A 19970-nucleotide genomic window follows, 5' to 3' on the forward strand; every position below is an offset into this window, starting at 1 on the left:
TCGCTTCATTGCGCCACCCGGCGGCTGTATACTAGCGGCATACGTTAGCTGGAGACGCAGACATGGCGTATGCAGTGCTGTTGACGAATGACGTTGCCTTCGAGGACCAGGAAGTGCGCGAGTTCTTCCTGGACCGGGGCGGGTGGGTGGACGGCAATGCCTTCCTGGCCAACGACGTGCCGGAGGAGCTGGAGGAGCTGATCTTGGAGCGAGGCTGGGGCGAACTGGTGCCGGTGGAAGTGCTCTCCGACCAGGAAGTGGTGGACTACGCCGGCGTGGACGCCAACTTCGACTCGGATCCGGAGGGGGCTGAACACCTCGTGGGGACCGCCCTCGATGCCCAGGGTCGAGACTGGGTCCACTACGGCCAGTATGGCACTGCCGAGAGCACCTGGGTGGTAGTGACCCGCTAGCGCGCTCAGGACGAGGGCGGCCGCCAGCCTTAGCTGCCTCGGATCACCTCCGCCGGAGAGCCTCTTCCCGGGCGCAGAGGGCGCGCAGGAAGTAGTGCTCCTGCTCCTCGAGCTCGAACTCGCGGATCAGGTCGTCCACCGTCTTGTCCTCCATCTCGGAGGCGACGGTGTACTTGGCCTCACGAGTGTAGTACTGGAAGGCGACGCCGGGCCCGTACTTCTCTAGCATGGCGTCCATCTTGTCCCAGTTGTAGTCCATGTGCAGCAACCGCCGGTCGAGGTTGATGCGGGCCAGACAGACTGCCTCGTAAGTAGCCTCGGCGAGCACTGCCCCGCCCATGTCCACTATCTGACCCAACTCGCCGGCCACGGCGGAAACCAGATACGTCCCCAGCTCCAGAGCCCAGGATCGCAACTGCAGCCCGCCTCGGTACATGGAGCAGAAGAAGATGACCTCCGCCCCGGCCCGGGCCAGGCCCTCCATTATCGGGCGAAAGTTGAGGTCGAAGCAGATGGCCATCCCGATCCGGCCGAAGTCGGTCTGGAACACCGGGGCTGAGATTCCGGGGGCGATCCCGGCTTCGATCTCGCCGATAGTGGGAAACATCTTGTGGTAGATGCCAGCCACTTCGCCCTGTCGGTCCAGAAGGACGGCCGAATTGTACACGCGTCCGTCCTCCTTCTGGACTAGGGGCCAGATGAGGTAGACGCCGTGGTGACGGGCAAGCTCGGCCATGTGGGAGGTTGTGGGACCAGGGACGGTCTCGGCCAGCTCCGGCCAGGCATCCGCAGGGGCGCCGAGGTGAGGGTAGATCTCGGGGAAGGCAATGATGTCGGCGCCCATGCGCGCGGCTCGGGTAGCCAGAGCGGCTGCCTGCTCCAGGCGGGCCTCCATGTCCTCGACGGCAGGCACGGGGCGATGGGAGACACTGCTGACGGTCACGTAGCGGGCCATGGGCTCCTCCGGCGTGGAAGGTCGGGGCCGATTCTGGCCCGGGGCCCGGCCGAGGTCAAGCGCTGGGCTAGGGCCGGCGGACGACGACGGTGGTGCGGACGGGGACGGTGGCTGCCACGCAGACGGCCTCGTCTGGCCGCTGTCCGTTCTCGACCGCGCAGAAGGGTATGCGTCTTGCCGCCAGGAGGCCACGAATGTCCGCTTTGGCCGCCACGCCGAAGCTGGCGCGGTCTACCACGAGGGCCAGCACCCGAGTGCCCCTGAGGGAAAGCGCGTGAGCAGCCCCCACCCATTCCGGGCGGTCCGACGGGGTGATCACGATGACGGTGTCGTACCGGCGGAAGAGGGCAGCTTCCTGCTCCAGCAGCCGGTCCAAAGGCAGACGGCCACTGGCCTGGACCACCGCCAAGAGGTCCAGAATGCGACCGAGCTGTCGCTCGCCCCGGTCCGGCTGCACCAGGAGGCGACCGCTGGAATGACCCACCAGCCCCACGGCTCGGTCCGCGCGGATGAAGTGGGTGGCAACCGAAGCCGCCAGGCTAACCACATACTCTTCTGTGGCGGGCTCGAGCAATGGCCAGTCATCGGCATCCAGCTCCACGTCGCTGCCCACATCTAGAAGGGCCCCGGCTTGTACTGCCTGGTGTAGGTCGAGCACCACCCAGATGTCGCCGCCCGGGTTATCCTCGAACTCCTTAGACATGAGCCTGCCCTGGCGGGCGCTGGAGAGCCAATGAATGCGGGCGAACTCATCACCGGGCTGATAGTCGCGGATGGTAGACACATCGGTGGTGGGGTCGGCCGATCGCTGGGAGCGACGCCCATCGGCCTGGAGTACGCCGGTGAGCTGATCGAGAGCGGGCAGGGCGAACACGCGGGGGTAGACGACCACGCTGCCGCCTGTGGCCAGATGCCGGCGAGTGCGGAAGATGCCGAAAGGATCCCCCCCGGTGAGGGCGAAGGGGCCTAGCTGAAACCGGCCGCGACGGACACAGCGAGTGCGTACCAGGAACTCGCGCTCGGCGCGGGGCGAGATGTAGCTCAGCACCTGGCGCATACGATGGAAGGGCAGACGGGACAGGTCTTCGATGACTACCCAGAGCTGGGGGAGGTGAGAGCGATTGCGGACCCACACCCTCTCGATCAAAGTCTCACCTACGTACACCGCCCGCGACAGGGGTTCGCGCTGCACGCTGAGAGACCAGACTGCTCCGCCGCTCCAGAAAAGCCCTAGCAGGATAAGCAGGCTAAAGAGGTAGAGAAGGCGGTAAGCCACCACCCATCCGGAGTTGAGCGCCACAGCGAGCGAGGCGAGCCAGATGATGAAGGGTAGGGCGTTCCTTAGCTCCAGCAGCCGCTCACGGGAGCGCACGCTGCCACTCCCCGACCATGCGCTGCAGCACCGTCCGGACGGCGCCCGGCCAGCGTATCTTGAGCATGCCCATGGGCAGGTTGAGCTCGCCTTTCTCGCACACGGTGGATACGTTGGCTGTGTCGACCTGGGGCTTGAGCGCGGTCAGCAGGCGCTGCCGACGCCGCTCGTCGCCGATGGACATGACGTCGTCTATCTGTCTGATGAGTCGGCGGGCTTTGTGGATGCGGGCCTCCACTGCGTCCGCGACGGAGTCCTCAACCAGGCCGAACCGCTGCTTGATCCGGTTCAGTCTGAGCCCGGCCTCGTACGTGGTGTCTACGATCTCATCGCGCGTCATCCAGCGAGTCTCGTAGTTGAGTACGTACTTCCAGGACGGGCTCAGCAGCGCCTGCCGGTGCTCCTCCAGGGTCCGGTGGAAGAGCCGGTAGCCAAAGCGCTCGGGATCCTCGAAGGCAGGGCTTCCCGGGTCCAGGAAGGGAGCCAGGGGGGACAAGAAGGGAAGCACTCGCGGCCGCCCGCCGGCCGAGAAGCGCTCCAGAAGCTCCTCGCAGTAATCCACTGTGTCCAGAACGGAAACGGGCGTCTGCTCGGGCAGGCCGATCATGAAGAACACGTCGAAGCGGGCGCACCCCGACCCGAGCGCCGCGGCGATGCTGGCCTCGGCGTCCTGGGTGGTGTACGCGCGTCCAAAGGCGCGCCGCACGCGATCGTCGTGGGATTCGAGAGAGATCTCTACAGTGAAGTCGGGAGCAGCATGGGATAGCCTCTGGTAGAAAGATGGTGGAGCGGGCTCAAAGAGCTCAACCATCAGCCGTGAACGGCATCGCCCGAGGGCATCGAAGAAGGCGTTGGCGTACTCGTCGCCGGTCTGCCGCAGGTCACCCAAGATGAACACCGGGCCATTGCTGAACTCGGATATGCGCCGCACGTCCGCCGCCAGGTCGACCGGATCGCGGTAAGCGGGCCGTTGGCGCCCGAAGAAGCGGCGCGAGGTGAAGGCAGAGCCACCGCAAGTGTTGCAGGTATTGCTGCAACCCTTGCACGTGAGAGCGGTGGTGATGGGGTAGTCCAGCCAGCCCAGGAACGGGATCACCCCTTCCAGGTCCAGGTACCGCACCGCCGAGTACATGACGTAGCCGTAGTCGAGGGAGAACGATCCCAGGTCCTCGGGCACGTAGGAGAGGGGATTAGCATGGACCCCGTGACGGTCCTTCCACGTGAGGTTGGGTATGTCGTGCAGCGGCAGGCCGCGGCGGATGGCATTCATCAGCTGTAGAAGAGGCTGCTCGGTGGAGTCGCCCCGGAGCACGAAGTCCGCCTCGTCTCGGGCGGCGAGTTCTTCGTGGTAGTAGGTGGCGGAGAAGCCGCCGAAGATCACCGGGATGTCGGGATGGATCCGTTTGCAGAGCTGAGCCACGGCCAGGGCACCCTGGGCGTGGGGCAGCCAGTGCAGGTCTACCCCAAACGCGAGCGGTCTCTGGCGGGCGATGGCCTTCTCGACATCGAACTTCCGGCTCCGGAGCATCCGGTGAGCCAGGTTCATGATGCGAACCCGGTAGCCGTTACGCTCCAAGTAGGAGGCCATACTGGCGAATCCCACCGGGTACATCTCGAAGATGGGCATGGAAGGCACGACGTCGCTGATGGGCCCGTAGAGTATGGACTGGCGCCGGAAGTCATAGACGCTGGGCGCGTGCAGTAGAACCAGGTCGGCCTGTGTCACGAGGTGCTTCTCTTCGATCCCCGAGATCGCAGCATCAAGCCGGGCGGCGGGCTGGGCGCAGCCGGGCCCCAGGAACGGGAACGGTGTCCAGCAGTTCGTCAATGACGGCGGTGGCGTCCACGTTCTTGATGCGCGCCGACGGGCTGATGATGAGCCGATGCGCCAGCATAGGGCGAGCCAATGCCTTCACGTCATCTGGTATCACGTAGTCTCTGCCCTCGAGCGCGGCTCGTGCCTGCCCCCCTCTATGGAGGGCCAGTGATCCCCGGGGGCTAGCGCCGAGGTAGATGTCCGGGTGGGTGCGGGTGGCGTTGACCAGGGAGACGATGTACTCCTTGACGAGGTCGTCCACGTAGACGTCGCGGATGGCGACCTGGGCTTGCTGGAGCTCCTCGAGCTCCACCACCCTCTCCAGAGTTTCGATAGGGTGTTGGTGCTGCTGGGAACTGAGGATGGCCATCTCCTCGCGGGGGGCAGGGTAGCCGAGGCGGATGCGCAGCAGGAAACGGTCCAACTGGGCCTCGGGCAGGGGGAACGTCCCCTCGTACTCGATGGGGTTCTGGGTGGCGAGCACGAGAAACGGCTCAGGCATGGCATGGGTGATGCCGTCCACTGTGACCTGTCGTTCCTCCATCGCTTCCAGAAGGGCGGACTGCGTCTTGGGAGTGGCCCGGTTGATCTCGTCGGTGAGCAGTATCTGGGTCATCACCGGCCCGGGGCGGAACTCGAACTCCTGGGTCTTCTGGTTGTACACCGACACGCCCGTGATGTCGCTAGGGAGCATGTCGGGCGTGAACTGGATGCGGCGGAAGGTGCACCCGATGGAACGGGCGAGTGCTTTGGCAAGCATGGTCTTGCCCACGCCAGGGACGTCTTCGATGAGAACATGACCCTGACACAATAGGGCTATGACGCAAAGCCTAACCTCGGTGCTCTTGCCGATTATGACTCGTTCTACGTTGTCGACAGCGCGGTTGCCGAGCTCTCTGACATCTAGCATGTGAACCTGCATCTCCTGGAAGGGTTGGCACCCAACTGACTGTGAAAACCAATTGTAACAAATGGTCAACCTCTCCACCAGTATGGGGAAAGATCGGACACCGGAGGGTCGGCCGGGGAGGGCACTCGGACCTAGATGGGAGCAGGCGGCTGGCTCTGCTGCCCAGTGGGCCGGACCGCGTCGGAGTGCTGTCAGAGGCGGCCGCCTCCCAGCAGGTCGGACAGGCCGCGGCCTAGCTGGCTCAGGCGCCAGGAGAACCGGCGCCGGTCCAGGACAAGCAAGGCCAAGGCCCAGAGCACCAGTACGGCAAGCAAGCGTCGGTCATGCACGAAGGTGACCACGGCTGGCAGGACCGCGGTAGGCATCTGAAGCAGGATGGCGGTGACCCGGGCGGGGCGCACGAGGAAGGCAATGGCGGCCACGAGGACGTACACCAGAGCCAACCACCGGGAAAGGTATCCGGAGAGGGCGAAGTAGGCCAGCCCGCCCAAGGAGAAGGCCACGTCTATGGTGACGTCGTGGCGACCGATCAAGGTCTGCCCCTCGCCGCCGGCAAGGTGGGCGAGGTGCCCATCCACGGTATCGGCTGTCCAGCCAGCGATGATGATAGCGACGGCCAGCGGCAGTGCTTCCTGACCCTGGCGCAGGCCCAGGAAGACAAGGAGGCCGGCCATGCCCACTCTGGAGAGAGTGAGGCCATCGGCCAGGGCGCGCAGCAAGAGGCGGCTTAGAGCCGTTGGGACTGGCGGTCGAAGGCCACCTGTGTTGCGAGTTGAGTCAGTGTGGTTACGCTGATCGTCCAAGACGATACTCCCATCCTCGACCCTTGCCGCCCCGGACGGGTCCGGGATGGTGCGGGCCGGGCCGGGCATAGCCCGGCCATCGCGATCATCGATCATCAGTGTCGGCGGAACTCCCGCTCCACTTGGGCCGCACTGAGGTAGAGCATGGTTGGCCGTCCATGTGGGCAGGTGCGGGGGGTGCTGGTGGCCTCCAGATCCCGCAACAACTGCCGCATCTCGGCATAGTCCAGCGCCTCGCCGGCGCGCAGGGCTGAGTGACACACCAACCTCACTAGACTGTGCTCCAGCCAGCGCTCTTCTTCGCCGAGGGCGAGCGAGTCCACCACATCCGTTAGGGCATCTTCCACCGAGGTGCCGCGCTGGGCGAGCATAGCGGGCACGCTCCGCAGAATGACAGTGCCGGGGCCGAAGGCCTCGGCGTCAAAGCCCATCTCCCTGAGCCGGGGCAGCACCGAGTCAAGTCGCGAGGCGCGTTCTGCTCCCAGGTCCACCGTGGTGGGCGAGATCAACGCCTGCGACTCAGGGCGGCCGGCCGATCTCTGGGACATGAACTTCTCGTACAGGACACGCTCGTGGGCAGCGTGCTGGTCCACGAGGTAGAGCCCGTCTGGGCCCTCGGCCACGATGTAGGTGAGCTGCACCTGACCCACGGGGCGCAATGGGGGGAGAGACGAAAGCGAAGCCGGCGGCATCTGGCCGGGCTCCTGCCTGTCCCAGCCGTCCTCATCACCCCGCCCCCCGGCCGGGACCAACCGCAGGAGAGCCTGCCTGCTGTCCGGGTCGGGGTCATCGCGGGCAGGAAAGCCAAACGAGGGGACGATGGCAGGATCAGCTACCGCTTCCCGTAGGGCACGATAGGACGCCTGGAAGACGCGGTCGGGGTCGGCGAAGCGTACCTCGGCCTTGGCGGGGTGGACATTCACGTCCACCTCAGCGGGGTCACACTCCAGCAGCAGGATGACCAAGGGGTAGCGGCGGGTGGGGAGTAGCTCGCGGTAAGCTTCCATGGTGGCCCGGGTCAGGAGCCGGTCCTGTACCAGGCGGCCGTTGACAAACGTGTCCATGTGCCGGGATGAGGAGCGGTGAAGGTGGGGAGGCCCGGCATAGCCGTAAGCCCGGAGGCCCTCCTCCCTTCGATCGAAGGGGATGAGTGCATCTCCCACCTCGGGCCCGTGCACGCGTCGGATGGCATCGAGAAGGCCGCCTCCGACCGTGCGGAGGACTGGGCGCCCGTCCACCGTGAGAGCGAACGATACCTCTGGGTGAGCCACAGCGTAGCGAGACACCAGAGACACGACCTGCTGGGTCTCGGTGGAGGGACGGCGGAGGAAACGGCGGCGAGCGGGAACGTTGGCGAAGAGGTCGCGTACGGTGACCATGGTGCCCCGACCGTGGGCCTCGGGCTGGCTCTCAGGCTTCTGGCCGAAGCGCACCCGCACTCGCGATCCCACCGGCTCACCGCGGTGCCGAGTGGAAAGGGTCACGTCGGAGACGGCAGCGATACTAGCGAGCGCTTCGCCCCGGAATCCCAGGGTACGCAGCCGGTCCAGATCGTCGAGCGAGAGCAGCTTGCTGGTGGCGTGGCGGCGGAAGGCCACTTCGACCTCGGCGGCGGGAATGCCGCAGCCATCGTCCTGCACCGTGATCTCGGTCAGGCCCGCATCGGCCACGTGCACCTCGATCCGCGATGCACCCGAGTCCAGCGAGTTCTCCACCAGTTCCTTGACGACGGACGCGGGCCGTTCGATCACCTCACCGGCGGCGATCTTCTCTACTACTTCGGGCGGCAGCACGCTGATAGGCATGGCAGTGGATTATACCCCAGGAGCGGGGAATAGGTTACAGGGCACAGGGGATAGGGGACAGTGGGCAGGGGCGTCACGCGGTCGAACCTCACGGGATGGGCACGTCCAGGCACCCCGCTCTCGCCGGCATTGGCCCCTGTCCCCCAGTTCCCCGCAACCTGTAACCTATCCCCTATCCCCTGTAACCTATTCCCTTGCCCGTGTTTGTCTGTGGGCTGAGCTAGTGGTAGACTGCTTTGTTGGCTGTGAATCAAGACGTCGGAGGATTGTGAGTGCAGGTTCGTCGCACCCAGGACCCGGAGTACTGGCGTAAGTTCAGGCCCGACGCCGAAGACCTGGAAGCCCTGCGCGAGCTCATCGTGGACGCGAGGCGGCCCGTGGCAACCGACGAGTTGGCGCGGGCGGTCGTTTTTCGGCGCGTGCACCAGGAACGTGACCGCGTCCGAAGGCTGATGGAGCAGGGCCGGTTCTACCGCCCTGCCGACGCGTATGAGGAAGGCGAGGAGCTGATCTTCCCGGCGCTCGAGTTCGCGACTGGTGTGGTGACGGCCAAGCGCGAGGGTCATTGGCCAGGACATGCTCCGTTCAAGGTGATCGCCGTTCAGCTGGGCGAGCAGGTTCGCGAGTTTGCCTCCGAGTACCAGGAGGACCATCCCCTGAACGAGCTCATACGCGGGCCGGGCGAGCTCGAGAGTGCACCTTCGCCGGAGGAGATATACCGGGCGCACCGCGGGAGTGTCATGGCAGTGCTGGCCGAGGCAATGGCCGAGAGCGAGATCGGGTTTGTGACCAACGACGGGCTCTGGCTGGTGCGGGAGCTCATGCCCGAGGTGCATGTCGGCTATCTCAACCTGGCGGAGGCGGTAATCGAGGTCACCTGGGAGCAAGCCCGTGGCACTGATGGAGTCCAGGGGCCTCTGAGCACGGCCGAGATACTGGAGCAGATCGAGCTGGAAGCGGGTACGCCCGAGATCGCCACCTTTGCTTTGGAGCTGGCTCTGAGTCAGGACGAGCGGTTTGTGGATGTGGGGAGCGAGGGGGAGCACCTGTGGCTCCTCCACCGGCTGGTGCCGCAGTCCGTGTTGGAGACGCCGGAGCGCCTGCGGTACGAGCCCGTTTCCTTCAGCATGGAGGCCATACCCACCGAGGCGCTAGGCCTGATCTGGGGTATCCCCGACGAGCTCAGCTCGGTCGGTTCATCGGCTCCGGCTCCTGCCGCAGGGGAGACAGAGGTGGAGTTTGCCCTTCCCTATCCCCACTGGAGGGCAGGCACGTTGCCTCTGGCCAGTCCGATCACCTCGGTGCTGCCGCGCCGAGAAGAGGGGATGAGCATCGTCACTTTGGTGGACGAGCAGAACCACGAACGCTTGACTGTGTGGGTCTCCCACAAGGGCGGCTATGCCTCTGGTCTGGCAGAATGGTACCAGCGCCACGAGATTCCTTCGGGCGGCTACCTCTCTCTCTCTCGCACGGAAGAGCCCGACGTGCTGCGAGTGGCCTATCGGGCCAAGAGGAGAACTCAGCGGGAGTACGTGCGGGTGGCCGTTGTTGCTGACGATCGGCTGGGCTTCGAGATAAGGCGGCAGCCCATGGGCGTGGAATTCGACGAGACCTTGATCATGTTGGACGACTCTCGTGAGGCGTCGGACCGGCTATGGCGTCGGACGATGGCGGCGCGTCGCCCGGTGGCGGAGCTGCTTCGGGAGGTCTTCGGCGAGTTGGCCAAGCTCAGTCCTCAGGGCACAGTGCACTTCAACACTCTGTACTCGGCCGTCAATGTCCTCCGCCGGTGTCCCCCGGAGCCTATCCTGGCGGAGCTGTCGCTGGACTGGCGCTACGTCGCGGTAGGCAGTGGCTACTTCGCTATGGACGAGCGAGCGGCTTCTCAGGAGCGGTGAGCTAATGCAGGTTAAACCCACGGTGCAGACTCGTTTCCAGATAGACCTGGACTGGTGGGAACAGCAGGGGCGCAACTTCCGGGTCGAGCTGTGGCACCATCTCTGCCCCGGCTGTCGCCTCAGCCTCGCCACTCATAGAGGGACTGAGACCATAGACTGGGTAGACCCGGAGACGGCGGAGGTGCATCGGGTGGATGGCCTCTGGCACAGCCTTCGGACTTGCTGCGCCGAGCGGCCCGAGTTCGTCGCCAGCGACACGAGCTTGATGACGGCAGTCTTCCGGCTGTTTCTCGCCAACGGTAACAGTCCCCTGTCCCCGCTCGAGATCTGGCAGCGATTGGCGCGGAGGGATCCAGAGACGATTCTGCGGTTGCTGGTGCGCGGCCGTTCGTATTACGGTATCCGCGCCACCGATGCCGATAACTGAGTGTGTAGATGCCTCTGTATGAGTATGCTTGCCAGACGTGCGGCGCCCGGTTCGAGCGCGTCTGCAGCGCTGCCCGGGCGGATGAGCCGGCAGCGTGTCAGAGCTGTGGCGGGACCGAGGTCCGACGGCTCTTGTCACGCTTCGCGGCCTTCAGCAAAGGTTCTGCAGGGAGCCACGCCGTCGGGGGCGGGTGTGGGTCCTGTGCCGGGGGCAATTGCGCCACCTGTAGAACCAGCTGAGACTTCACGCGGACGTGAGCCCCGTCAGAGCGGGCCCTGACCGAAGGTGCGGAGGCCAGTTCTGACCCAGGGGAGCGCCCACCAGGGTGGTCCCGTCGCTTTCCCGGGAGGCAAGAGGCGATGGCCGTGGTGACCATTTCCCGAGAGACCGGTAGCGAGGGCGATGCCATTGGTGAGGAGGTAGCGCGGGAGCTGGGAGTCAGGTACGTCGGCAGGGAGATCATCGAGGAAGCTGCCCGGCAGGGCGGGCTGCCACAGGAAGTGCTTGATGCCAAGGAGAGGGAGGCGGCTCAGGAGAGGACCTTCTCCTCGAGCGACATGGTAGGGCTGGTGCGGCGTAGCCAAGCGGGGAGGCGACAGCAATTGGCGGACTCCCTCTACTTGGAGTATGTGAGCCAGGCGATCCGGGAGCTGGCGAGCCAGCCTTGCGTGATCGCTGGCCGAGGCTCTCAATTTGTGCTCCAGGACCGCCCGGACGCGCTGCATGTGCACATCTACGCCCCGGAGGCAGTGCGCGTTGCCCGAGTGATGCAGAGCCAGCAAGTCTCCAGGGAGGCCGCTCAACGTGTCGTGCGCTCAGGAGACGCGGAACGGGCCGGGTACATCAAGCGCTACTACAACAACGCTAATTGGCGGAATCCCGATTACTACAACCTGATGGTGGATACTGGAAGGATCGCGCCCGCGGTAGCGGTTCAGATCATCTTGGCCGCGGCTAGATCGCTCGACTCAGCCTGATGGGATTGCGGGCGCGGACGACGAGGGGCAGAGCCGCACCTGCTGCTGGTTTTGACAACCGTCTGGCCCTATGGTAGACTAACAACTTGGTATCGGAGCGGTCTAAGCACGGTGGGCTGGGCCAGGCTGGGTCTCGCGGGCGACTCATACACAAGCAGTGCCTACAGGTGGTGTGGCACGACACTCCTATTGTATCCCCTTTCCAGTGGTGCCATCAAGTAGAAACGGAATCCAACTTCGCGCGGCGCTCGCAGTCGAGCGCTGCTTGACGTTGCCCTGACGCTTTGGCGCAGGGCCGCGCGTGTCTGCTCAGGCCGCGTGGGATGGCTTGGGCACCTTCGCTTCGGAGGTAGCTCGCTCGTTCTTTGCCGGAGCGTGCGACCGGAGAACACCCGGCCGGACCGGGTCCATGTGGGACCAGCTGCGTTCCCTTCTGGAAGGAGAATTGGCGACTATGTTTGACTCTCGCAACGGCAATCGCAAGTCCTACAGCAAGATCCACGAAGCCCTGGCGCTTCCTCCTTTGATTGAGGTGCAGAGGGAGTCGTTCGACTGGCTGGCTAGGGAAGGGCTGCGAGATCTGTTTGATGAGGTCTCTCCCATAGTAAGCTTCAATAAGCAACTTGAGCTGCATTTCGGTGACTATCGCTTCGGCGAGCCGACCTACGATGAAGCCCAGTGTCGCGAGCGAGACATGACCTATGCGGCCCCGCTCTGGGTGCGGACCCGGTTGGTGAACCGGGAGACGGGTGAGATCTCGGAACAGGAAGTCTTCATGGGCGACTTCCCGCTCATGACCGAGAACGGCACCTTCATCGTCAACGGTGCCGAGCGGGTGGTGGTATCTCAGCTAATTCGCTCTCCGGGGTGCTACTTCACCATAGAGGAGGATCGCACCACGGGCCGCAACCTGTGCATGGCCAAGCTAATCCCTGACCGGGGGGCCTGGCTGGAGTTTGAGACCAGTCGCCGTGACATCCTTTCGGTCAAGGTGGACCGAAAGCGCAAGCTCCCGGTAACCCTGCTCCTGCGGGCCTTGGGCGTGGTGGAAGACGGTCTGCTGGATAGCCCGATCAAGGAAGGCACGGACGAGGAGCTTCTGGCTCTCTTCGAGGATGCCAACGTGTCGGAGGAGCACGACTACGTCGTAGCTACCATCGAGCGCGATCCCACTAAGTCGGCCTCCGAAGCGGTGATGGAGTTCTACCGTCGTCTGCGCCCGGGTGACCCGGTTACGGCGGACAACGCGCGCAGCTTTCTGCAGGGCCTGCTGTTCGACCCGCGGCGCTACGATCTGAGCCGAGTGGGCCGCTATATGCTCAACCGACGCCTCCGGCCGAGCAGCTCTGAGGCTCGTCGCACGTTGATCAAGGACGACTTGGTGGCCATCGTGCGCCGCATGATCCAGCTCAATAACGGAGACGGCCAGGCGGACGACATAGACCATTTGGGCAATCGCCGGGTGAAGACAGTAGGGGAGCTGATCCAGAACCACCTCCGCATCGGGCTGCTGCGCATGGAGCGCGTCGTCCGGGAGCGAATGAGCATTCGCGACCCCGAGCGACTGACGCCGGTGTCGCTGGTCAATATCCGGCCTGTCGTAGCCGCCATGCGCGAGTTCTTCGGGGGCAGCCAGCTCTCCCAGTTCATGGACCAGACCAACCCCCTGGCGGAGCTCAACAACAAGCGCCGGTTGTCGGCATTGGGGCCGGGCGGGCTGCACCGTGATCGGGCCGGGTTCGACGTCCGCGACGTGCATCACAGCCACTACGGTCGCATCTGTCCCATCGAGACCCCCGAGGGCCCGAACATTGGGCTCATCGGGTCATTGGCAACTTTCGGGCGGGTGAACGAGTACGGGTTCGTGGAGACTCCGTACCGCAAGGTCGTGAACCGCGTCGCCAACTCGCTCGACCTGATGGTGGGCGAGATCCTACGGGAGGACGTCGTTCACGAAGGCGAGACCATTGCCCGGGCTGGGCAGGAGATAGACGAGGACTTGGCGCTCCGTCTGGCGCAGCTGCCGCGGGAGGAGTTCCTCATCCGGCCACGGGTGACCGATCAGATAGAGTACTTGAGCGCCGACGATGAGGAGAAGTACGTCATCGCCCAGGCGAACGCTCCCCTGGATGAGCATGGGCGGTTCGTGGAAGACCGCGTGGACACTCGTCAGGGTGCCAACTATGCCATGCAGCCCATAGAGCGGGTGGCGTACATGGACGTATCCCCCAAGCAGGTGGTGGGGGTATCGGCGGCACTGATCCCGTTTCTAGAGCACGATGACGCCAACCGCGCCCTAATGGGCTCTAACATGCAGCGCCAGGCAGTGCCGCTTCTGCAGCCTGACGCGCCCCTGGTAGGCACAGGTGTGGAGACGCGCGCGGCCCAGGACTCGGGGCAGGTACTGCTGGCCCAGGAGGACGGAGAGGTAATCTCGGTCACTGGCGAGCGGATAGTAGTCCTGTCGGGTTCGGGCCAGGAGATCGAGTACCCGCTGCGCCGGTTCCGCCGCAGTAACCAGAGCACCTGCATCGACCAGCGCCCCATTGTGGAGAAGGGCCAGCGAGTCTCTCGTGGCCAGCCTCTCGCTGACAGCTCCTCCACCTGCAGGGGCGAACTGGCTCTGGGGCAGAACGTGCTGGTGGCCTTCATCTCGTGGGAGGGCGGCAACTACGAGGACGCCATACTGATCTCGGAGGAGCTCGTACGCCAGGATAAGTACACCTCCATCCACATAGAGAAGCACGAGATCGAAGCGCGAGACACGAAGCTCGGGCCGGAGGAGATCACTCGCGACATCCCCAACGTGGGCGAGGAAGCCCTGAAGGACCTGGACGAAGAGGGCATTGTGCGCATCGGCGCCGAAGTGGGCCCGGGCGACATCCTCGTGGGCAAGATCACCCCTAAGGGCGAGACGGAGCTGACCCCGGAGGAGAAGCTTCTGCGCGCCATCTTCGGCGAGAAGGCGCGAGAGGTGAAGGACTCTTCCCTCAGGCTGCCCCACGGCGAGAAGGGGAAGGTAGTGGACGTCAAGGTCTTCACCCGCGAGGAGCACCGTGACCTCCCCGCAGGGGTGGACAAGATGGTGCGGGTGAGCGTGGCCCAGCGGCGGAAGCTCACCGAGGGCGACAAGATGTCCGGTCGTCACGGTAACAAGGGAGTGGTATCGCGCATCGTGCCCATCGCGGACATGCCGTTTCTCGAGGACGGGACGGCCGTTCAGATCATCCTGAATCCCCTGGGCGTACCCGGGCGCATGAACATTGGGCAGATCATGGAGACGCACCTGGGCTGGGCTGCGAACCGCCTGGGCTTCCAGGCCATCACCCCGGTATTCGACGGGGCGAGCGAACGCGAGATAGCGGCCGAGCTGGCTCGCGCTTACCTGGTTGACCGGGCCTGGCGCGATGTGGGTGAGCCAGCCTGGGAATGGGCCCGGGCGCAGGGCTACGCCGAAAGCGATTTCGAAGACGATAGTGAGGTACGCCAGGTCTATGCCGCGGCCAACTACCACGGTTACGACTGGGAGCGGATCCTGCGCGACCCGGCCTACAGTCGTGACGCCATCCTGAGGGAGTGGTTGCGGGCCAGGGGATACGAGCCGGATTCGGTGCTCATCAGCTCGGAAGAGACAGATCAGGCCCGTCGGGCCGCGGCCGACGAGCTGGCCCGCACGATCTGCTGGCGAACATGGATCGAGGAACGCGGGTACGATGCGGCAGACATCCCCGACGACCAGCTGGAGGAGCGGGCGCGCGAGGTGCAGGCGGAGACGGGGTGGCCGGTGCCTACTACGGGCAAGATGAGGCTCTATGACGGCAAGACTGGTGAGCCCTTCGACCAGCCGGTGACCGTGGGCTACATCAACATGATGAAGCTGGTGCACTTGGTGGAGGACAAGGTGCATGCCCGTTCGACGGGGCCCTACTCGCTAGTGACCCAGCAGCCCCTCGGGGGCAAGGCCCAATTCGGTGGGCAGCGATTCGGAGAGATGGAGGTCTGGGCCCTGGAGGCTTACGGCGCGGCCTACACCTTACAGGAGATGCTGACCATCAAGTCCGATGACGTGACCGGCCGCGTCAAGACTTACGAGGCCATCGTGAAGGGCGAGCCCATCGAGCCGCCGGGAGTGCCGGAGTCGTTTCGAGTGCTGGTGAAGGAGATGCAGAGTCTGGGGCTGTCCATCCAGGTGTTCGACGAGAAGGGGCAGACCATCGAGTTCGGCAAGGAGCAGCCGGAAGAACGCGTGCCGCGTCTGCCGGGTGGCCTCACCGGGCTGCCGGGGCTAATGAGGGGAGGATAGCTTTGGAAGTTAATGACTTCAACAGAATCAGGATCAGTCTGGCCTCGCCGGAGGAGATTCTCTCCTGGTCCTACGGAGAGGTGACCAAGCCTGAGACCATAAACTACCGGACGCTGCGCCCGGAGCGTGACGGCCTTTTCTGCGAGCGCATCTTCGGCCCTACGCGGGACTTCGAGTGCTACTGCGGCAAGTACAAGCGCGTCCGGTATCGGGGTGTGGTGTGCGACAAGTGCGGCGTCGAGGTGACACGCAAGGAAGTGCGCCGAGAGCGGATGGGTCATATCAAACTGGCCGCTCCGGTGGCCCACATCTGGTATGTCAAGGGCGTTCCCAGCAGGCTGGGGCTGCTGCTCAACATCTCGCCTCGCAACCTGGAGCGCATTCTCTACTTCGCTCAGTACATCGTCTATGACGTGAATGAGGACCTGCGCAATCGCACCATGCAGAGGCTTCAGAAGGAGGCAGCGGCCGAGATCCAGGCCTTGGAGCAGGCAGCGGAGAGCCGCGTCGAGGAGCTGAGAGCCGAGTTCGACGAGCGCATGGGCACAGTGAACGACGAGATCGAGCAGAGCTTCGCCCGCATCGAAGAGGAGCTGTCCACCCGGGCGGACGAGCTCATGACCGAGACTCGCTCACTACAGGAATGGCTGGAGGACCGGATCGGACGGTCTTCCCCAGGGCAGGTGCGCGTCGCCAGTCTGGACCGCGACTTGGTTGGCGAAGGGGAGACCATCACCCGAGAACACCTGCAGCACCTGACCGAATGGGCCGAGGAGCGGCTGAACACGCTGCAGACCGAGGCCAACAACCGGCGGGAGGAGATCCGGCGGACACTTGGAGCCCGCCGCGACAAGGCTCAGTTCGAGCTGGATCAGGAGAGCGAGGCCATCCGAGCGGAAGCGCAGCGGGAGGCGGACAAGATCGCCGCCCGGGTGCAAGAGGAGATCGAGGAGCTCAAGTCCATCCGCGAGCGCGAGCTCATCTCCGAGAGTCGCTACTACGACCTGGCGAGCAGGTGGGGCAACATCTTCTCCGCCGGCATGGGGGCCGAGGCAATCTATGAGATCGTTCGCAAGATAGATCTAGATAAGCTGGCCGAGGAACTGCGATATGAGTTGCGCACCACGCACTCCAAGCAGCGAAGGCAGAAGGCGGCCAAGCGCCTGCGGGTGGTGGAGGCCTTCCGCAAGTCGGGTAGTCGCCCCGAGTGGATGATCCTGACCATCCTGCCCGTGATCCCTCCTGACCTGCGGCCCATGGTGCAGCTGGATGGCGGCCGGTTCGCTACCAGTGACCTGAACGACCTCTATCGTCGAGTTATCAACCGCAACAACCGACTGAAGAGGCTTCTGGAGCTGGGAGCGCCCGACGTGATCGTCCGCAATGAGAAGCGCATGCTTCAGGAAGCGGTGGACTCGCTGATAGACAATGGTCGGCGGGGCCGTATGGTCTCACGCTCGGGGCGCCGGAAGCTCAAGTCGCTTTCGGATATGCTGAAGGGCAAGCAAGGTCGCTTCCGCCGGAACCTGCTGGGCAAGCGAGTGGATTACTCCGGTCGCTCGGTGATCGTGATCGGGCCAGAGCTCGAGCTGCACCAATGCGGCCTGCCCAAGACGATGGCGCTAGAGCTGTTCAAGCCCTTCGTCATGCGCCGGTTGGTGGAGAGAGAAGTAGCGCACAACATCAAGAGTGCCAAGCGCATGGTGGAGCGGATGGCACCCGAAGTGTGGGACATCCTGGCCGAAGTGGTGAAGGAGCGTCCGGTTCTGCTGAATCGTGCGCCGACGTTGCACCGGCTGGGCATACAGGCTTTCGAAGTGGTGCTCATCGAGGGTAATGCCATCCAGATACATCCTCTGGTGTGTGCTGCCTTCAACGCAGACTTCGACGGGGACCAGATGGCGGTGCACGTGCCGCTGTCGGATCGGGCGGTTAGCGAGGCGCGCCACATCATGCTCTCGTCCGTCAACCTGCTTAAGCCCGCTAGCGGCGAGCCGGTGGTGGGCCCCACCAAGGACATGGTACTTGGTTGCCATTACCTCACCACGGAGAAGCCGGGCGCCAAAGGCGAGGGAAAGGTCTTCGGCAGCATGGAAGAGGTGGAGATGGCCTGCACCGTGGGCCTGGTGCACCCCAGGGCCCGGGTGAAGGTGCGGTACCAGCGTCCGGATGGCTCCGTCGAGTTGCTGGAGACCACGGCCGGTCGGGTGCTGTTCAACATGGTTCTTCCGGAGGAGTTGCGCTTCGTCAACCGGGTCATGGACAAGTCGGCCCTTAACGAACTGGTCGGCGAGTGCTTCACCCGACTAGGCCACAAGGCTACTGCCCAGATGGTGGACCGGATGAAGGAGCTGGGCTTCCGCTACGCGACCCGGTCGGGTGCCACTATCGCGGTGAGTGACATAGTGGTCCCCGAGACGAAGGCGGCCATCATCGCTGAGGCGACCGATCGAGTGGAGGAACTGGAGCGGCTCTATCGCCGGGGCCTCATCACCGAGATGGAGCAGTATCAGCGCACGGTGGCCATCTGGAGCAAGGCTAAGGATGACCTGACCGACGCGGTACAGATGCAGTTGAGCCCTACGGAGTCGCTGGGAGCTATGACGGCGTCCGGCGCTACCAAGGGTGGTATTGGACCGATCTCGCAGTTGGCTGGCATGCGGGGCCTGATGGGTGACCCCTCTGGCCGCATTATCCCGCTGCCCATTCGATCGAGCTTCCGCGAAGGTCTGACGGCGCTGGAGTACTTCTTGTCCACTCACGGGGCCCGCAAGGGGCAGGCTGACACCGCCCTGCGTACCGCAGACGCGGGCTACCTGACCAGGCGTCTGGTGGACGTGGCTCAGGACGTCATCATTGAGATGGAGGACTGCGGCACCGAGAGCGGGATCTGGGTGGACCGCGAGTCGTCGGAGCGGCTCGGGGAAAGCTTCATCGAGCGGCTCACCAACCGAGTGGCTGGAGCTGCCGTCGTTGACGAGCAGACGGGCGAGATCATCGTGGACCGCAACGAGCTCATCACCGAGGGGATCGCGCGCCAGATCTCCATGATGGGCGTGGACCAGGTGTTCGTTCGCTCTCCGCTCACTTGCGAGGCCCGGCATGGGCTATGCCAGCTATGCTACGGTGGGGATCTGGCCCGGGGTGGGATGATCGCCATGGGCGAGGCGGTGGGGATCATCGCGGCTCAGAGCATCGGTGAGCCCGGCACGCAGCTCACCCTGCGGACCTTCCACACTGGTGGCGTAGCGGACCGGGAGGACATCACCCGTGGCCTGCCCCGGGTGGAGGAGTTGTTCGAGGCCCGCATACCTAAGGGCGAAGCCATCATCGCCGACATTGACGGCGTGGTGGACGTCTACTGGGAAGGTGAGGTACGCAAGCTGAAGATAACCTCCTCAGCGGTGCGGAGCGAGGAGCACGTGATCCCGGAGGGCCACGAGTTGCTGATCAGCGACGGCGATCACGTGCCCAGCGGCACGGCCATCGCGCGGGACAGCCAGGACGGTGGCAGCGCCATCGTGGCCGAGCATGCAGGCGAAGTGTTCTTCGAAGGGGACCGGGCGCTGGTCCGGTATGAGGAGACCATCGAGCAGGAGTACGAGATACCGGCCTCCGCTCGGCTCCGAGTGGAAAAGGGGCAGACGGTCAAGGCCGGCGAGCAGCTCACTGAAGGCTCCAAGAACCCGCGAGAGTTACTGCGGGTGCTGGGGCGTGAGGCGGTGCAGACCTACCTGCTGGAGGAGGTCCAATCGGTGTACCGCGCCCAGGGCGTGGTCATCCACGACAAGCACATTGAGCTCATCGTGCGCAAGATGCTGCAGAAGGTGCGCGTGCGCACCACCGGTGATACGGACTTCTTGCCGGGCGAGCTGGTGGACCGATTCCGGTTCGAGGAAGTGAACAGCGAGGTCATCGAGCAGGGCGGGGAGCCGGCCACGGCCCAGGACGTGCTGCTCGGGATCACGAAGGGTGCTCTGAGCACGGACAGTTTCCTGGCGGCAGCCTCATTCCAGGAGACCACTCGGGTTCTGGCAGATGCGGCCGTGCGCGGGGCCGTGGACGAGCTCCGCGGCCTGAAGGAGAGCGTCATCATCGGCAAGCTCATCCCGGTGGGCACGGGGCTAGCCGCCAAGGCTGGGCTGCCCAGCGGCCAGGACGCGGCGCTGGAGTTGGCTGAGCCTAACTTGACGGCTGAGCTGGAGCCCGGTGCGGCGGGTGAGGGGGAGGCCTCGCCTGCGTCGAAGCCGGACGCGGCCGGATAGCCTGGCTGGCACACAGGGAACTGCCG

General features: G+C 64.6%; 13 protein-coding genes. 7 read left to right on the forward strand and 6 right to left on the reverse strand.

Going from position 1 to position 19970, the window contains the following annotated elements; all coding sequences use genetic code 11:
- Positions 1 to 62 precede the first annotated feature (62 nt).
- Entirely contained in the window at positions 63 to 413 is a 351-nt protein-coding gene (locus tag HPY83_04320) for a hypothetical protein (protein ID NPV07175.1), read from the forward strand.
- Positions 414 to 456: 43 nt separating this feature from the next.
- On the opposite strand, the gene HPY83_04325 is transcribed toward HPY83_04320, so the two are convergent.
- The 6 genes from HPY83_04325 to mutL form a co-directional block, all read right to left on the reverse strand.
- A complete protein-coding gene (locus HPY83_04325) occupies positions 457 to 1368 on the reverse strand; it encodes a carbon-nitrogen hydrolase family protein (protein ID NPV07176.1) in 912 nt (303 codons plus the stop codon).
- 67 nt (positions 1369 to 1435) lie between these two features.
- Positions 1436 to 2740 (reverse strand): DUF58 domain-containing protein, encoded by a 1305-nt coding sequence (locus HPY83_04330; GenBank protein NPV07177.1) that lies wholly within the window; start codon positions 2738 to 2740, stop codon positions 1436 to 1438.
- Entirely contained in the window at positions 2727 to 4466 is a 1740-nt protein-coding gene (locus HPY83_04335) for a TIGR04190 family B12-binding domain/radical SAM domain protein (protein NPV07178.1), read from the reverse strand. Before HPY83_04335 ends, HPY83_04330 begins: the two co-directional genes overlap by 14 nt.
- A 34-nt stretch (positions 4467 to 4500) precedes the next feature.
- Positions 4501 to 5466, reverse strand: a complete 966-nt coding sequence (locus HPY83_04340; protein ID NPV07179.1) for a MoxR family ATPase — start codon at positions 5464 to 5466, stop codon at positions 4501 to 4503.
- Positions 5467 to 5657: 191 nt separating this feature from the next.
- Positions 5658 to 6365: a hypothetical protein gene (locus HPY83_04345; protein NPV07180.1), complete on the reverse strand. Its 708-nt coding sequence runs from the start codon at positions 6363 to 6365 to the stop codon at positions 5658 to 5660.
- Complete coding sequence (gene mutL, locus HPY83_04350) at positions 6365 to 8074, reverse strand: DNA mismatch repair endonuclease MutL (GenBank protein ID NPV07181.1); 1710 nt, start codon at positions 8072 to 8074, stop codon at positions 6365 to 6367. Before mutL ends, HPY83_04345 begins: the two co-directional genes overlap by 1 nt.
- Before the next feature lie 272 nt (positions 8075 to 8346).
- On the opposite strand from mutL, the gene HPY83_04355 reads away from it, so the two are divergent.
- The 6 genes from HPY83_04355 to rpoC all read left to right on the forward strand — a co-directional run bounded on the left by HPY83_04355 (position 8347) and on the right by rpoC (position 19944).
- Positions 8347 to 9972 (forward strand): hypothetical protein, encoded by a 1626-nt coding sequence (locus HPY83_04355; protein NPV07182.1) that lies wholly within the window; start codon positions 8347 to 8349, stop codon positions 9970 to 9972.
- A gap of 4 nt (positions 9973 to 9976) precedes the next feature.
- Positions 9977 to 10399, forward strand: a complete 423-nt coding sequence (locus tag HPY83_04360) for a hypothetical protein (GenBank protein ID NPV07183.1) — start codon at positions 9977 to 9979, stop codon at positions 10397 to 10399.
- A gap of 8 nt (positions 10400 to 10407) precedes the next feature.
- A complete protein-coding gene (locus HPY83_04365; GenBank protein ID NPV07184.1) occupies positions 10408 to 10638 on the forward strand; it encodes a zinc ribbon domain-containing protein in 231 nt (76 codons plus the stop codon).
- A 120-nt stretch (positions 10639 to 10758) separates the two neighbouring features.
- The gene (locus tag HPY83_04370; protein NPV07185.1) at positions 10759 to 11376 is read left to right on the forward strand and encodes a cytidylate kinase-like family protein; all 618 of its coding nucleotides are present in this window, start codon (positions 10759 to 10761) and stop codon (positions 11374 to 11376) included.
- A 454-nt stretch (positions 11377 to 11830) separates the two neighbouring features.
- Positions 11831 to 15679, forward strand: coding sequence for a DNA-directed RNA polymerase subunit beta (locus tag HPY83_04375; protein ID NPV07186.1), 3849 nt, complete (start codon positions 11831 to 11833; stop codon positions 15677 to 15679).
- A 2-nt stretch (positions 15680 to 15681) separates the two neighbouring features.
- Positions 15682 to 19944, forward strand: a complete 4263-nt coding sequence (rpoC, locus tag HPY83_04380) for a DNA-directed RNA polymerase subunit beta' (protein ID NPV07187.1) — start codon at positions 15682 to 15684, stop codon at positions 19942 to 19944.
- The last annotated feature ends 26 nt before the right edge of the window (positions 19945 to 19970 follow it).

Source organism: Anaerolineae bacterium (genome assembly GCA_013178015.1).
Taxonomy (GTDB): Bacteria; Chloroflexota; Anaerolineae; order DRVO01; family DRVO01; genus Ch71.

Bases quoted from the DNA above. Each gene is read 5' to 3' on its own strand.
- HPY83_04320 (NPV07175.1), top strand. From the start codon at position 63: ATGGCGTATGCAGTGCTGTTGACGAATGACGTTGCCTTCGAGGACCAG.
- HPY83_04325 (NPV07176.1), bottom strand. From the start codon at position 1,368: ATGGCCCGCTACGTGACCGTCAGCAGTGTCTCCCATCGCCCCGTGCCT.
- HPY83_04340 (NPV07179.1), bottom strand. From the start codon at position 5,466: ATGCTAGATGTCAGAGAGCTCGGCAACCGCGCTGTCGACAACGTAGAA.
- HPY83_04345 (NPV07180.1), bottom strand. From the start codon at position 6,365: ATGATCGATGATCGCGATGGCCGGGCTATGCCCGGCCCGGCCCGCACC.
- mutL (NPV07181.1), bottom strand. From the start codon at position 8,074: ATGCCTATCAGCGTGCTGCCGCCCGAAGTAGTAGAGAAGATCGCCGCC.
- HPY83_04360 (NPV07183.1), top strand. From the start codon at position 9,977: ATGCAGGTTAAACCCACGGTGCAGACTCGTTTCCAGATAGACCTGGAC.
- HPY83_04365 (NPV07184.1), top strand. From the start codon at position 10,408: ATGCCTCTGTATGAGTATGCTTGCCAGACGTGCGGCGCCCGGTTCGAG.
- HPY83_04370 (NPV07185.1), top strand. From the start codon at position 10,759: ATGGCCGTGGTGACCATTTCCCGAGAGACCGGTAGCGAGGGCGATGCC.
- HPY83_04375 (NPV07186.1), top strand. From the start codon at position 11,831: ATGTTTGACTCTCGCAACGGCAATCGCAAGTCCTACAGCAAGATCCAC.